This is a genomic window from Streptomyces sp. R-74717, assembly GCF_047305335.1.
GTDB lineage: Bacteria > Actinomycetota > Actinomycetes > Streptomycetales > Streptomycetaceae > Streptomyces > Streptomyces atratus.
On record NZ_CP102361.1, the window covers coordinates 2,483,163 to 2,496,490 of the forward strand.

Below are 13,328 nucleotides of genomic sequence, written 5' to 3' on the forward strand. Positions count from 1 at the left end.
CGGCCGGTACCTCCCCTGTGGGTTACCGGCCGTCCTGCGCGCTCCGACGGTGGGGCGGGGACGACATCGCGGCTGCGGTCGGCCACGGCGCTCAGGACGACGAGGCAGCAGCCGGTGCCCGCTCAGCTGGGCACGACGCCCTCGCTCCCGCTCGGGGAATCCGGAACAGCCCGGGGGAACAGGCCCTCGGGCAATGTCACATTCCACGCCGTCATGACCGGCTGACCGTGCTCGGTGCCGAGCCGGGAGACGGCCCCCGTGGCGAGCTGGAACAGCGTGCCCTCGGCCGGGGTCAGGCCGAGATAGCGGGCGGTCAGTACGCGCAGGAAATGGGAGTGGGCGACGAGCGCGATGTCCTCGTCCGCGTCGCGGCTCGCCGCCTCCGCGACTTCGGCCAGCACCCGGTCGGCGCGGGCTCCGACCTCGGCAGGGGTTTCTCCGGGGTGCGCCTCGGGGCCGGGGGCGACTCCGTCGGTCCAGAGGTTCCACTCGGGACGGGTGCGGTGGATCTCCTCGGTGGTCACCCCTTCGTAGCCGCCGTAGTCCCATTCGCGCAGCTCGGGTGTGATGCGGGGTGCGACGAGTCCGGCGAGCTCCGCGGTGCGCCGGGCGCGCACCGCGGGACTGACCAGGGTGAGTGCGATCTGCCGGTCGGCGAGCAGGGGCGCCAGCGCGCGTGCCTGACGTTCGCCGAGGGGGGTCAGGGGGAGGTCGGTGTGGCTCGTGTGCTGCCCGGACCGCGACCACTCCGTCTCGCCGTGCCGGATCAGGATCAGCTCGCCCATGGGTGTCATCCGCTCTCTGTGCCGTTCGTTCCGCGTAGCTCGCAGATCTGCAAACCCGCTGTTCCACCATCGCATTCCGCGCACCCGAGACAGGGCGGACGATGCCTCGTTTCCGGGTACGGCAGCCCCGCGGTCCGTGACATTCCTTCAGATGTCCCAGCCGGGGGGGCTCCGATGCCGCTCCTCGGCCCGGCTCGACCGCTTGCTGTCGATCGCCTGGCAGGGGCTCAGCGTGGTGCCGATGTACGCAGCCCCACCCGTGAGAGGGGCGTGAGTGTGCGCCTGTTGCGCTGTTGCGAGGACCACGGCCTCCTCACCTCGCACCGCGACGATGGCGGCCACCGGCAGTACGCCGCCGACGCTCTCTCGACAATCACCCGGATCCGCACCCTTCCGGCCGCCGCCGGGCTCCCGACGAAGGTCAGCCGTGACCTCGTGCAGGCGGGTGTCACGCGGCCCGCTCATCGTCCGTGAGCACTTCGTGGATGACGTGTCGTGCGATGGCCGCCATGGCGGGGTTCGTGTCCCGGTAGTAACTCAGCTCGCCGAGCGCGGTGGACAGCGCCCAGCCGCGGCCTCGTGCCCAGGCCGCGTCATCGGCCCGCAGAGCCGTACGGAAGACGCCGCGCGCGTGCGCCGGCAGCAGGTACCACGCCGCGATCAGGTCGACGGCGGGGTCGCCCAGCCCCATGCAGCCGAAGTCGATGACGGCGCTGAGCCGTCCGTTCACGAGCAGCAGGTTGCCGGGTTGCAGATCCGCGTGGATCCAGACGGCCGGACCTGTCGGCGCGGAGGCCCGCAGCGCCGCCTCCCACACGGCGAGCGCCGCGCCGGTGTCCACGGCCTCGTGCAGCTCCGCGATCGCGGCGCGCGTCGCGGCGTCGCGGGCCGCCAGGGGCTCGCTGCGGAAGGAGGGTGGCCCGTCGGCGGGGTCGATCCGGTGCAGCGCGGCGACGAAGTCCGCCAGGTCCGCCGCGAGCGGGCCGGGTTCGACGACCTCCCCGACCGCCGGGTTCGCGCCGTCGAGCCATCGGAAGACCGACCAGTGCCACGGATAGCCCTCCGCGGGCCCGCCCCTGCCCAGCGGTACGGGGATCGCGGCGGGAAGCGACGGGGCGAGCCGGGGCAGCCAGTGGTGCTCCTTCTCCACGTCGTCGGCGGCTCCCGCGGTACGGGGCAGTCGCACCACCAGGTCCTCGCCGAGCCGGTACATGGCGTTGGACGTGCCCACGGGGACGACCGGTTCGACGGGCAGTCCGGCCCAGCCCGGGAACTGCGAGGCGATCAGCCGGTGCACGAGGGATTCGCCGATGTCCGGTTCGTCGGCATGCATCTTGCCCGTGTGCATGAGGACCCTTCAGGAGTGGGGCACCGGCCGACGGTTGGCGGCCGACGGCCATACGAACGCTCGCGCGCGCCGCCCGTCAACTCGTTTACCGCGCGGCGGCCCTCGACAACCGGGCGGCGGCAGCCACCTACGGGTGGCGCGTTCCCCGGTTCCCGGACCGGCACGTCCGTGCGCCGTTACATTTCGGCGTATGCCGCAGCCCAAGGACCTCGATCCGTACACCGACGCCCGCTCCTTCTACGGCTCCGAGTTGCGCCGCCTGCGCGAGGCCGCCGGGATGTCCCAGAGCGAGCTGGGCGACAAGGTTTTCTGCTCGGGCACGTACATCGGGCTGTTCGAGATGGCGGAGCGGCGCCCGCAGGAGGACATGTCCCGTGCCTTCGACGAACTGCTGGGGAGCGGCGAGCACCTTCAGCGGCTGTGCCGGCTGGCGCGGAAGTCGAAGGTGGCGGGGTACTTCGCGGATGCGGCGGAACTCCAGCTGCAAGCCTCGTCCATCGAAAGCTACACGTCGATGGTGGTCCTCGGACTGCTACAGACAGAATCCTATGCACGTGCGCTGACCCGGGCTGCCCACCCGTTCGCCGACGCGCAAGTCATCGAGGGACATGTCAAGACGCGCATGGAACGCACCAGTCTTCTCGACTCGCCCACGGCACCAGTGCTTTGGGTGGTGCTTCACGAAGCCGCGCTGCTCTTGCCTGTTGGTGGGCCTGCGGTCATGACTGAGCAGCTCAATCATCTCGCCGAGCAGATCGCTTCCCGCCCTCGTGTCGTCGCCCAGGTGCTCCCGTTCTCTGCCGGGGCGCACCCCTTCCTGCACTCGTCCATGACACTGATGCAGTTCGCCGAGGCTCCGTCCGTCGTGTACACGGAGAGCGCGTACAGCGGCCAACTCGTCGAAGAACCACGGCTGGTGGAGCAGTACCGATCCGCATACGATCTGGCCAGGGCCGCCGCGCTGTCGCCGGAGGCGTCCCTGGATCGGATCGTGTCGGCGGCGAAGGAGTTCGCGACCGATGAGCGTCACACCTGACCTGAGTACCGCTGACTGGCGTACGTCGTCGTACAGCAACGGCGACGGCGGTGAATGCGTCGAGGTCGCCGACAACGTCCCCGGCTTCGTCCCCGTACGCGACACCAAGCTGGCCGACAGCCCGGTCCTGGCCTTCCGGGCCGCAGGCTGGGCAGCGTTCGTGCAGACCATCAAGCGGTAGGGACGACCGCAGGCGTCGTACAACGCGAAGGGCCGCACCCCGGGAGACCCGGGATGCGGCCCTTCGGCTCTGCTGACTGCCTGGCGCCTACTTGCGGATCAGGCTGCGGAGCACGTACTGCATGATGCCGCCGTTGCGGTAGTAGTCCGCCTCACCGGGGGTGTCGATGCGGACGACCGCGTCGAACTCCACACCGGTGTCGGTGGAGACCTTGACCGTGCGCGGCGTGGTGCCGTTGTTCAGCTCGGTCACGCCGGTGAAGGAGAAGGTCTCCTCGCCGGTGAGGCCGAGGGCCTCGGCGGTCGCGCCCTCCGGGAACTGGAGCGGGAGGACGCCCATGCCGATGAGGTTCGAGCGGTGGATGCGCTCGTACGACTCGGCGATGACAGCCTTGACGCCGAGGAGCGCGGTGCCCTTGGCGGCCCAGTCGCGGGACGAACCGGAGCCGTACTCCTTGCCCGCCAGGATGACCAGCGGGGTGCCGGCGGCCTGGTAGTTCTGCGAGGCGTCGTAGATGAACGACACCGGGGCGTCGGCCTGGGTGAAGTCGCGGGTGAAGCCACCCTCGGTGCCCGGGGCGATCTGGTTGCGCAGACGGATGTTCGCGAACGTGCCGCGAATCATGACCTCGTGGTTGCCGCGGCGCGAGCCGTAGGAGTTGAAGTCGCGGCGCTCGACGCCGTGCTCCGTCAGGTACTTGCCGGCCGGGGTGTCGGCCTTGATCGCACCGGCCGGGGAGATGTGGTCGGTGGTGACCGAGTCGCCCAGCTTGGCGAGCACGCGCGCGCCGGCGATGTCGGAGACCGGGGTGGTCTCCATCGTCATGCCCTCGAAGTACGGGGGCTTACGGACGTACGTCGACTCGGCGTCCCACTCGAAGGTGTTGCCGGTCGGGATCGGCAGCGCCTGCCACTGGGCGTCGCCCGCGAAGACGTCCTTGTAGGACTTGTTGAACATGTCCTCGCCGATGGAGTTGGCGACGACGTCGTTGACCTCGGCCTCGGAGGGCCAGATGTCCGCGAGGTAGACCGGCTTGCCGTCCTGGTCGATGCCCAGGGCGTCCTTGGTGATGTCGACCTTCATCGAACCGGCGATGGCGTACGCGACGACCAGCGGCGGGGACGCCAGGTAGTTCATCTTGACGTCGGGGTTGATCCGGCCCTCGAAGTTACGGTTGCCGGAGAGCACCGAGGTCACGGCCAGGTCGTGCTCGTTGACCGCCTTGGAGACCTCCTCCGGCAGCGGGCCGGAGTTGCCGATGCAGGTGGTGCAGCCGTAGCCGACGAGGTTGAAGCCGACCTTGTCGAGGTACGGGGTCAGGCCCGCCTTGTCGAAGTAGTCGGTGACGACCTTCGAGCCCGGGGCGAGGGTGGTCTTGACCCACGGCTTGCGGGTCAGGCCCTTCTCGACCGCCTTCTTGGCCACGAGCGCCGCGGCGACCATGACGTACGGGTTCGAGGTGTTGGTGCAGGAGGTGATCGCGGCGACGGTGACGGCGCCGTGGTCGATCTCGTACGTCGTCCCGTCGGGGGCCGTGACCGTGGTCGGACGCGACGGCACACCGTTGGAGGAGGCCGGCGAGTCGGAGGCCGGGAAGGACTCCTTGCCGGACTCCTCGTCCTCGGAGACGTAGTTGCGGACGTCCTGCGCGAACTGCTCCTTGGCGTTGGCGAGGACGATGCGGTCCTGCGGGCGCTTCGGGCCGGCGATGGAGGGAACGACCGTGGCGAGGTCGAGCTCCAGCTTCTCGGAGAAGTCCGGCTCGGCGGCCGGGTCCAGCCAGAGGCCCTGCTCCTTGGCGTACGCCTCGACGAGCGCGACCTGCTGCTCGTCACGGCCGGTCAGACGCAGGTACTTCAGCGTCTCGTCGTCGATCGGGAAGATCGCGGCGGTGGAGCCGAACTCCGGCGACATGTTGCCGATGGTGGCGCGGTTCGCGAGGGAGGTGGCGGCGACGCCCTCACCGTAGAACTCGACGAACTTGCCGACGACACCGTGCTTGCGGAGCATCTCGGTGATGGTCAGCACGAGGTCGGTGGCGGTGGTGCCGGGCTTCAGCTCGCCGGTCAGCTTGAAGCCGACGACGCGCGGGATGAGCATGGAGACCGGCTGGCCGAGCATCGCGGCCTCGGCCTCGATGCCGCCGACGCCCCAGCCCAGCACACCGAGGCCGTTGACCATGGTGGTGTGCGAGTCGGTGCCGACGAGGGTGTCGGGGTACGCCTGGCCACCCCGGACCATGACCGTACGGGCCAGGTGCTCGATGTTGACCTGGTGGACGATGCCGGTGCCCGGGGGGACGACCTTGAACTCGTCGAAGGCGGTCTGGCCCCAGCGCAGGAACTGGTAGCGCTCCTTGTTGCGGCCGTACTCCAGCTCGACGTTCTGCGCGAACGCGTCGTTGGTGCCGAACTTGTCGGCGATGACGGAGTGGTCGATGACCAGCTCGGCCGGGGCGAGGGGGTTGATCTTGGCCGGGTCACCGCCCAGCTCCTTGACGGCCTCACGCATGGTGGCGAGGTCCACGACACACGGCACACCGGTGAAGTCCTGCATGATCACGCGGGCCGGCGTGAACTGGATCTCCTGGCTGGGCTGCGCCTGGGAGTCCCAGCCGCCGAGCGCCCGGATGTGGTCGGCGGTGATGTTCGCGCCGTCCTCGGTGCGGAGCAGGTTCTCCAGCAGCACCTTCAGGCTGTAAGGGAGGCGCGCGGAGCCCTCGACCTTGTCCAGCTTGAAGATCTCGTACGACTCGTCGCCCACGCGCAGCGTGCTGCGGGCGTCGAAGCTGTTCGCCGACACGACAGTCTCCTTCATCAATGTGCGCGTACTCCGCGCCGCGCCTCATTACGGCGGGCGCCGCGTGGTGCCGCCTACGGCCCCTCGACCATCCGCTAAGGTAAGGCTTAGTTAGGTAACCCTTACCGGTTGGCGGACTGCGGTGCGCCTTCGGCATATATCTCGATGTCGAGATAACTCTAGTACATCACCGCCGCACGGTCATGCGCGGGCGGCACTGACCGCTGCCATCCAATCGAGGCGTTTGGCAGCGAACCCAGTCGTTTCGGCTTCCTTGCCAGCGAACCTAGTCGTACGAGGTGACGCGCTGGGGGTGCTGGATGGCCGTACCGGTCGGGGTAAATCTTGCAGAGCCGTACGTCGAGCTGTCGTACGTGGATGCTGTACGCGAGCGTCGGCGGCGTCCGCTGCTGGACTGTGTGACGGCCCGGTTCGAGGACGTGGCCGCCGTACGGCCGTTTCGCTGGGCGCGCGGTGAGCGTCACTTCTCCGGCTGGTACTGGGCGGCAACGACCGGGCAGCACGTCGGTTTCGAATCGTGGCTGGAGCGGGACCGGCTTCTGCTGATGGACTTCGATCCCGAGGTGGTGGGAATCGCCTCGCAACCCTTCTGGCTGCACTGGCACGACGGCGAGCGGGAGCGTCGGCACGCTCCGGACTACTTCGTACGCCGCACGGACGGCTCGGCGGTGGCCGTCGATGTCCGCGCCGATGAACGGATCGAGCCGAAGGACGCGGAAGCGTTCGAGGTCACCCGCCTGGCCTGCGGCCAGGCAGGATGGGGCTTCGAGCGGGTCGGGGTGCCGGATGCGGTGCTTCTGGCGAATGTTCGGTGGCTGTCGCGCTACCGGCACCCGCGGTGCCTGCACGGACCGGTCGTGAACCGGCTCCGGGCAGCTCTCTCGGCCCCGGTCCCGCTGATGATCGGAGCCGATGCCGCCGGCGACCGGCTTGAGACGCTGCCTGGCTTGTTCCATCTCCTCTGGCTCCAGGAAGTGGCCGCCGAGGGACTGGCGGTCGAGTTGCTGGGGCCGTCCACCATCGTGCGCCTGGCGGACGGAGGTGGACGGTGACGGGGAAAGTGCGACGAGTGCCTCCGACGGGCAGGATCGCGGACAGTCTCTCCCGCCTCGCAGCAGCCTCCGGCCGCCCCAGACGCTCGCTCGAACGGGCCCTGGCCGACGTCGCATCGCCACGACGACGCAACAAGCCGAACGTCCGCTGCCCCAGCACCGTCCCCTTGGCCGACCGCCCGGACCTGGCCCTCCGCATCCGCGAGACTGCCCAGTCCGGGACCGCGACCATCCGTGACCTGTCCAGACGCCACCAACTGCCCTCCCAGACCATCCGCACCATCCTGGAAATGCCGGCGCCGAGCACCTACAGGTCCAGGAAAGGTCCCAGGACGGGGCAGCCAGCCAGACGGCCCGCCCCCGCGATCAACGACTCAACACGAACCCTGATTGACGCCAGCTCGCCCAACGCCTCGATCTCCGAGAGATCTGGAACCGGCTGATGGACGACCACGACGCCTCAGTGTCCTACTCCTCCATCAACGTCTACTTCCGGTCCCGTCCGCATGTGGAACGTCACGCAATTCCCCATCAGCAGCGCCAGCTTCCCCACGCAAGCGTTCGCCCCTGAGTCTCTCGCGCGCGCATAGTCACTGAAGCGGCCCTCAGCAACCTCCGTATCTTGGTGCCATGACGGACACGGAAGAACCGAAGCTCTACGTGAACCGCTGGGGCGACACATCAGATCCAGCCCCGGAGCGGCGGGGGCCCCGCCAGGACGCGTGCTCGTGCTTCGACCAGTCCAGGCCGCACCCGCGAGCCCGCGTCGGATTCCACACCGAACGGCAGGACACCTCTGCCCCGGGCTGGCAACACCTGCTGGAGCTGGTCGATGAGGCCGCCGCCGACGGGCGCGAAGAGTTCCGCCCCCTCACCGAGCTGAGCCTGGAAGAGCGGCAGCAGGTAATCACCCTGCCGCCGAGCATCGCCAGGCTGACAGCGGTCAAACACCTGGTGCTCTACGGCAGCAACTTGGTCCGCATCCCGCCCGAGATCGGATCCATGACCAGCCTGGAGGAGTTCACCCCATACACCTCATACCGACTTCGCTGGTTCCCCTACGAGATCACCCGATTGAGAGCCGAAGCTCAGAATGAGAGTGCGGACCCCAACCTGGTAGTGCACTTTCATAGTGTGAACCCCGAGATGAGAGTGATGGGGTCGCCTTCGGGGGGGTGCGCGCGTGTCGCCACGGCGATTAGCGCTGGTCACGGCTCCTCGGGCGGGCGAGGCGTTCGAGCGAGCTGATGCGCAGCTCCTCGCACGGCGCGGTCCGGCGTTCATCTCCGTCGACGACACGCGTCTTGGTCCCCGCCGACGCATCGTCATCTCGGCGGCGGAGGTCCAACACTAATGATCACCGGAGTCACCAGGGGGAGCCCGCAGCATGACCGGCACCACGGAGGCCCTTGGCGGGTCGGCTGCAGTCGACAATGCAGCACGAAGCGTCACGCGCCCGTTCTACGTATACGCCGTGCTCGCCAACACGCTGTTCCAGCGCGGCGTATTCGTCCTCTTCCTTTATCAGCGAGGCTTCTCCGCCGGGCAAGTGGCCCTACTGCAGACACTGCTCTACCTGGTCAGCGGACTTGCGGAGTTGCCGACGGGAGTCATCGCCGACCGAATCGGCAGGCGTGCCAGCATCGTGATCGGCCAGGTGCTGATAGCTGGATGTCTGCTCGGTCAGGTGGCGTTCTCCAACTACTGGGTGTTCCTGGCGCTGTTCATCGGGCAGGGCGTGGGCATGGCATGTGTGTCCGGTTCGGACACCGCCCTGCTGTACGACCTGCTCGTGCGTCGTGGTGCAACGGCCAGCTACGTCAAGATCAAGTCCCGGTTCACCATGCTCGGGACGGTCACCTCGGGAGCCGCCATCGTCTTCGGCGGCCAACTGCAGCAGATTTCCTGGGGAGTCGTCTACGTCGGTTCGGCGGCGTGCCTCGTCCTGGCCGTGGTGGTGCTGATGTCACGGGTGCCCGAGATCCGCGGCGCGGACGCGGTGGACGAGCAGGACGGAGCCGAGGAGGAGCACGGCGACGCCACAGCATGGCGGGCGATGCTTCGGGTCGCCACGCCGGCGCTCGTGACGCTTGTCGTGGTGTCCGGATTGATGCATGCGACTTTGACGCCGTACATCATTTTTACGCAGAAGACCCTCTCCGATCAGGGAGCGGGCACCGCATTGGTCAGCGTGGTCATATCGGCGGGATTCTTCGCAGGCGGGCTCACTCCATTGCTGTCGGACCGCGCGGACCGGCGCATCGGGTATCGGGTCATCGTCCCGGTGTCTCTCCTGACGCTCGCCGTGGCGCTCGGCCTGAGCGGCCTCGGCCTTGTCTGGGTCACCATCGCCGCGTTCCTGGTCCTGGTCGGAATTCCCGAGATCACCGCCGTGATCGTGGACAACGTGTTCAACGAGGCAGTGCCGTCGCGCCACCGGGCGAGCCTGCTGTCGGTGATCGCATTCGTGGAGTCGGCGCTCATCGGCATCGGCTATCTCGTCCTCGGCGCGCTCATGGGCGGGTTGGGCTCCAGTGTGGGCATGGCCACCTACGCCGCGGTCCCCCTGCTGGCATGTCTCCTGTGGCTCCCGGTGCTCTTCCGAGGGGCACGGGTGACCACCGAGATCGAGAAGCCCGCCGACCAAAAGGCATCCTGAAACAGACCATCTCGAGCAACGCCCCTGCCCGATGGCGGGGGCGTCGAAAATGGCCCCTCGAATGGAGCCGGTGCGGAAATGTAGCCGGAAGGGAGTGGCGTGGACGGGCTGGACACGTTGCTGGTCGCCGCCTGCCCGGTGCTGGAGTGGCAGGCCATCGTCCACGACAAAAGCGGCGGCGTGATGGCGATCTGAGCTCACACGCAGCGAGAACCCCCTGGTCAGCTCCACTCTCATTTCCCATGCCCCGGAATGGCCTCGATTAGATATTCATCAAATCAACAGTGGCCAGGTCAGAGGGCATGTCAAGTCTCATCTTCAGCGGCGGCTCTCACCGATGCCAGAAGCTGACCCGCAGCACCGTGAGCACGCGCGCGTTGTTCGGCAACGAGAAGCTGCGGCCACCCTTCCCAAGGCTTCAGCCTGCCCAGGACTCCGTCGCGGACCTCGATCCGGAGAACCTGGATCCCCGGCGATGGGGCATCATCGCCATCCATCGCTGCAGTGTCTGCAACCATCCGATCGCACAGAGCGGATTCCATCAGGTATGGATCTCGCTACGCGTGGCCACCGACGTGCTTCCTCTGCTGGTCAGCGCCTGCTCGTCGGCATGTGTCGCCGAACTGCCCGACGGTGCGAAGGACTACATCCCCACACCGCACACAGGCGGCCGAGTCGATCAGCCAGCGTCCGACTGGGACTGACCTGCCCACGTGACCGTCGGCACCGCGGCCCATCTCACGTGATCTTTTGCCAACCAACTCAGTCGTGGCAGGTCAGCGCGACCAAGACGACTAACTTCACTGTCAAAGGACAGGCACGGCTGCGCCGCGCCCGCTAGTCTCGCCGCCGCACACCTCTTCTTCCGATGAACATATCGATCCCGCGGCGGCGCGGGAACGTGCCGTCATCGGTGGTACGGGCGCCCGGACGAAGGAGGAACATGAACGACGTCACCGAGTTCAAGGACATCTCCCCGACCACCCTCGCCGATCTCCTGGGCCGCGAGCAGGTCATGGACATCGGCATCCGCCCCCTGTGGCCCTCGATCCCGCGCGTCGCCGGCCCGGCGTTCACCGTGCGGTGCCCTCCGGGCGACAACCTCATGCTCCACGCGGCCGTCCACCGCGCGGAGCCGGGCTCGGTCATCGTCGTCGAGGCAGGTGACGTCGACTACGCACTCGCCGGAGGAAACGTGTGCGCCGTCGCTCAGCGCCGCGGGATCGCGGCGTTCGTGACCGACGGGGTGATCCGTGACCTCGCCGAGGTGCGCGAGATGGGCTTTCCCGTCTTCGCCAGGGGAGTCATCCCCGTCCCTGGCGCCAAGAAGGCCGTTGAGCCGCTCAACGGCCCGGTGCGGTGCGGCGGCGTGAGCGTCGACGCGGGCGACATCGTGGTGGCCGACGAAGAGGGCATCGCGGTCACTCCCCGCGCCCGCCGGGAGCAGGTACTCCTCGACGCCCGGAAGAAGCTGGCCAAGGAGGCCGGCGAATCCCTCGATGTGTGGGAGGAAGCGCATCGCGCCCGTATCGACAAGATCCTGGCCGAAGGCGGCTTCGAGGGCTGATTCGAGGGCTGATTCGACGCCAGGCTTCCGTCAGGCCTGCGCCGTTCCCCGGCCTCGCCCCGGCCCGGCGAGTGGGGCCGGGGCGAGCCCGACGCCCGTCCCCCCGGATGGACGTACACCGCGCGCCGTCGCGGCGATCCGGGTGGACCATGGAACGCACGGTGCACCCGTAGCCGCACCTTTCACGCACATCAGGCTGCGTAACTGCCGTGCCTCCACACGCAGCCGTCACCCGAACACCACACCCCGCCACAGGTCCCATCTCATATCTGAGATAACCTTTCGTCATGTCAGACGACTATCTCGTACGCATAGGCAAGCTCATCCGTGACGCCCGTCAGCACCGGGGCTGGACACAGAGTCAGCTCGCCGAGGCGCTCGCCACCAGTCAGAGCGCCGTCAATCGCATCGAGCGCGGCAATCAGAACATCAGCCTTGAGATGATCGCGCGCATCGGTGAGGCACTCGACAGCGAGATCGTTTCGCTCGGCTACGCCGGGCCCATGCACCTGCGGGTGGTCGGCGGGCGCCGGCTCTCGGGCTCCATCGATGTCAAGACGAGCAAGAACGCGTGCGTGGCACTGCTCTGCGCCTCGCTGCTCAACAAGGGCCGTACGGTGCTGCGCCGCGTGGCCCGCATCGAGGAGGTCTACCGGCTCCTGGAGGTGCTGAACTCCATCGGCGTGCGGACGAGGTGGATCAACGAGGGAGTCGATCTGGAGATCGTCCCGCCGGCCCGGCTCGACATGGACGCCATCGACGCGGACGCCGCCCGCCGGACCCGTTCCATCATCATGTTCCTCGGTCCGCTGCTGCACCGGATGGACTCGTTCAAGCTTCCGTACGCGGGCGGCTGCGACCTCGGTACGCGGACCATCGAGCCGCACATGATCGCGCTGCGCCGGTTCGGGCTGGAGATCGCCGCGACGGAAGGGCTCTACCACGCCCAGATAGACCACTCGGTCACGCCCGACCGTCCCATAGTGCTGACCGAGCGCGGGGACACCGTGACCGAGAACGCGCTGCTGGCCGCCGCCCGGCACGACGGCACGACCGTCATCCGTAACGCATCCTCCAACTACATGGTCCAGGACCTGTGCTTCTTCCTGGAGGCACTGGGCATACGCGTGGACGGCATCGGCACGACCACACTGACCGTGCACGGCGTCCCGCACATAGACGTGGACGTCGACTACTCCCCCTCCGAGGACCCGGTCGAGGCGATGAGTCTCCTCGCCGCCGCCGTGGTGACGGAGTCCCGGCTGACGATCCGCCGGGTGCCGATCGAGTTCCTGGAGATCGAGCTCGCGGTGCTGGAGGAGATGGGCGTCGACTGCGACCGTACGACCGAGTACGCCGCCGACAACGGCCGTACCCGGCTGGTCGACCTCACGGTCCGCCCCTCCAAGCTGGAGGCGCCGATCGACAAGGTCCACCCCATGCCGTTTCCCGGGCTCAACATCGACAATGTGCCCTTCTTCGCGGCCATCGCCGCCTCGGCCCAAGGCCAGACCCTCATCCATGACTGGGTCTACGACAACCGGGCCATCTACCTCACCGATCTGAACCGCCTCGGCGGCAGGCTGCAGCTCCTGGACCCGCACCGGGTACTGGTCGAGGGCCCGACCCGCTGGCGCGCCGCCGAGATGATGTGCCCGCCCGCGCTGCGGCCCGCCGTGGTGGTGCTGCTCGCCATGATGGCGGCGGAAGGCACCTCCGTACTGCGCAATGTGTATGTCATCAACCGCGGTTACGAGGAGCTGGCGGAGCGGCTCAACTCCGTGGGCGCGCAGATCGAGATCTTCCGGGACATCTGAACGGGTCCTGCCCGAAGGGCCACTGCACCCCACCACGCGTAACGATCTGCCGGAGTGGATGCT

At 68.0% G+C, this 13,328-nt stretch carries 12 protein-coding genes; 9 read left to right on the plus strand and 3 right to left on the minus strand.

Going from position 1 to position 13,328, the window contains the following annotated elements; genetic code table 11:
* Positions 1-122 precede the first annotated feature (122 nt).
* Complete coding sequence (locus tag NRF20_RS11195; RefSeq protein WP_398629801.1) at positions 123-785, minus strand: histidine phosphatase family protein; 663 nt, start codon at positions 783-785, stop codon at positions 123-125.
* Positions 786-959: 174 nt separating this feature from the next.
* Between NRF20_RS11195 and NRF20_RS11200 the strand changes: the two genes are divergently transcribed.
* Positions 960-1,259: a MerR family DNA-binding transcriptional regulator gene (locus NRF20_RS11200; RefSeq protein WP_398629800.1), complete on the plus strand. Its 300-nt coding sequence runs from the start codon at positions 960-962 to the stop codon at positions 1,257-1,259.
* Here the strand turns inward: NRF20_RS11200 and NRF20_RS11205 are convergent.
* Entirely contained in the window at positions 1,234-2,133 is a 900-nt protein-coding gene (locus NRF20_RS11205; RefSeq protein WP_413752508.1) for an aminoglycoside phosphotransferase family protein, read from the minus strand. The two genes, NRF20_RS11200 and NRF20_RS11205, sit on opposite strands and share 26 nt — an antisense overlap.
* 190 nt (positions 2,134-2,323) lie before the next feature.
* Here NRF20_RS11205 and NRF20_RS11210 point away from each other — a divergent pair, with 190 nt between their 5' ends.
* Complete coding sequence (locus tag NRF20_RS11210) at positions 2,324-3,169, plus strand: helix-turn-helix domain-containing protein (protein ID WP_413752509.1); 846 nt, start codon at positions 2,324-2,326, stop codon at positions 3,167-3,169.
* Positions 3,153-3,350 carry a DUF397 domain-containing protein gene (locus NRF20_RS11215; RefSeq protein WP_398629797.1) on the plus strand — a complete coding sequence of 66 codons (198 nt, stop codon included), beginning with the start codon at positions 3,153-3,155 and terminating at the stop codon, positions 3,348-3,350. The genes NRF20_RS11210 and NRF20_RS11215 overlap by 17 nt, the downstream gene beginning before the upstream one ends.
* A gap of 87 nt (positions 3,351-3,437) precedes the next feature.
* On the opposite strand, the gene acnA is transcribed toward NRF20_RS11215, so the two are convergent.
* Complete coding sequence (gene acnA, locus NRF20_RS11220) at positions 3,438-6,152, minus strand: aconitate hydratase AcnA (RefSeq protein WP_413752510.1); 2,715 nt, start codon at positions 6,150-6,152, stop codon at positions 3,438-3,440.
* Positions 6,153-6,469: 317 nt separating this feature from the next.
* Here acnA and NRF20_RS11225 point away from each other — a divergent pair, with 317 nt between their 5' ends.
* The 6 genes from NRF20_RS11225 (at position 6,470) to NRF20_RS11250 (ending at position 13,265) form a co-directional block, all read left to right on the plus strand.
* Positions 6,470-7,222 carry a TnsA-like heteromeric transposase endonuclease subunit gene (locus NRF20_RS11225; RefSeq protein WP_413752511.1) on the plus strand — a complete coding sequence of 251 codons (753 nt, stop codon included), beginning with the start codon at positions 6,470-6,472 and terminating at the stop codon, positions 7,220-7,222.
* A gap of 630 nt (positions 7,223-7,852) precedes the next feature.
* Positions 7,853-8,470 carry a hypothetical protein gene (locus NRF20_RS11230; RefSeq protein WP_413752512.1) on the plus strand — a complete coding sequence of 206 codons (618 nt, stop codon included), beginning with the start codon at positions 7,853-7,855 and terminating at the stop codon, positions 8,468-8,470.
* Positions 8,471-8,609: 139 nt separating this feature from the next.
* Complete coding sequence (locus tag NRF20_RS11235) at positions 8,610-9,881, plus strand: MFS transporter (RefSeq protein ID WP_413752513.1); 1,272 nt, start codon at positions 8,610-8,612, stop codon at positions 9,879-9,881.
* A 362-nt stretch (positions 9,882-10,243) separates the two neighbouring features.
* Complete coding sequence (locus tag NRF20_RS11240) at positions 10,244-10,585, plus strand: hypothetical protein (RefSeq protein WP_413752514.1); 342 nt, start codon at positions 10,244-10,246, stop codon at positions 10,583-10,585.
* Between the two features lie 239 nt (positions 10,586-10,824).
* Complete coding sequence (locus NRF20_RS11245; RefSeq protein ID WP_398629791.1) at positions 10,825-11,448, plus strand: RraA family protein; 624 nt, start codon at positions 10,825-10,827, stop codon at positions 11,446-11,448.
* A 287-nt stretch (positions 11,449-11,735) separates the two neighbouring features.
* Complete coding sequence (locus NRF20_RS11250; protein ID WP_093893507.1) at positions 11,736-13,265, plus strand: helix-turn-helix domain-containing protein; 1,530 nt, start codon at positions 11,736-11,738, stop codon at positions 13,263-13,265.
* Positions 13,266-13,328 lie beyond the last annotated feature (63 nt).

Bases quoted from the DNA above. Each gene is read 5' to 3' on its own strand.
- NRF20_RS11215 (WP_398629797.1), top strand. From the start codon at position 3,153: ATGAGCGTCACACCTGACCTGAGTACCGCTGACTGGCGTACGTCGTCG.
- NRF20_RS11195 (WP_398629801.1), bottom strand. From the start codon at position 785: ATGGGCGAGCTGATCCTGATCCGGCACGGCGAGACGGAGTGGTCGCGG.
- NRF20_RS11235 (WP_413752513.1), top strand. From the start codon at position 8,610: ATGACCGGCACCACGGAGGCCCTTGGCGGGTCGGCTGCAGTCGACAAT.
- NRF20_RS11200 (WP_398629800.1), top strand. From the start codon at position 960: ATGCCGCTCCTCGGCCCGGCTCGACCGCTTGCTGTCGATCGCCTGGCA.
- NRF20_RS11250 (WP_093893507.1), top strand. From the start codon at position 11,736: ATGTCAGACGACTATCTCGTACGCATAGGCAAGCTCATCCGTGACGCC.
- NRF20_RS11225 (WP_413752511.1), top strand. From the start codon at position 6,470: ATGGCCGTACCGGTCGGGGTAAATCTTGCAGAGCCGTACGTCGAGCTG.
- NRF20_RS11230 (WP_413752512.1), top strand. From the start codon at position 7,853: ATGACGGACACGGAAGAACCGAAGCTCTACGTGAACCGCTGGGGCGAC.
- NRF20_RS11245 (WP_398629791.1), top strand. From the start codon at position 10,825: ATGAACGACGTCACCGAGTTCAAGGACATCTCCCCGACCACCCTCGCC.
- NRF20_RS11210 (WP_413752509.1), top strand. From the start codon at position 2,324: ATGCCGCAGCCCAAGGACCTCGATCCGTACACCGACGCCCGCTCCTTC.
- NRF20_RS11205 (WP_413752508.1), bottom strand. From the start codon at position 2,133: ATGCACACGGGCAAGATGCATGCCGACGAACCGGACATCGGCGAATCC.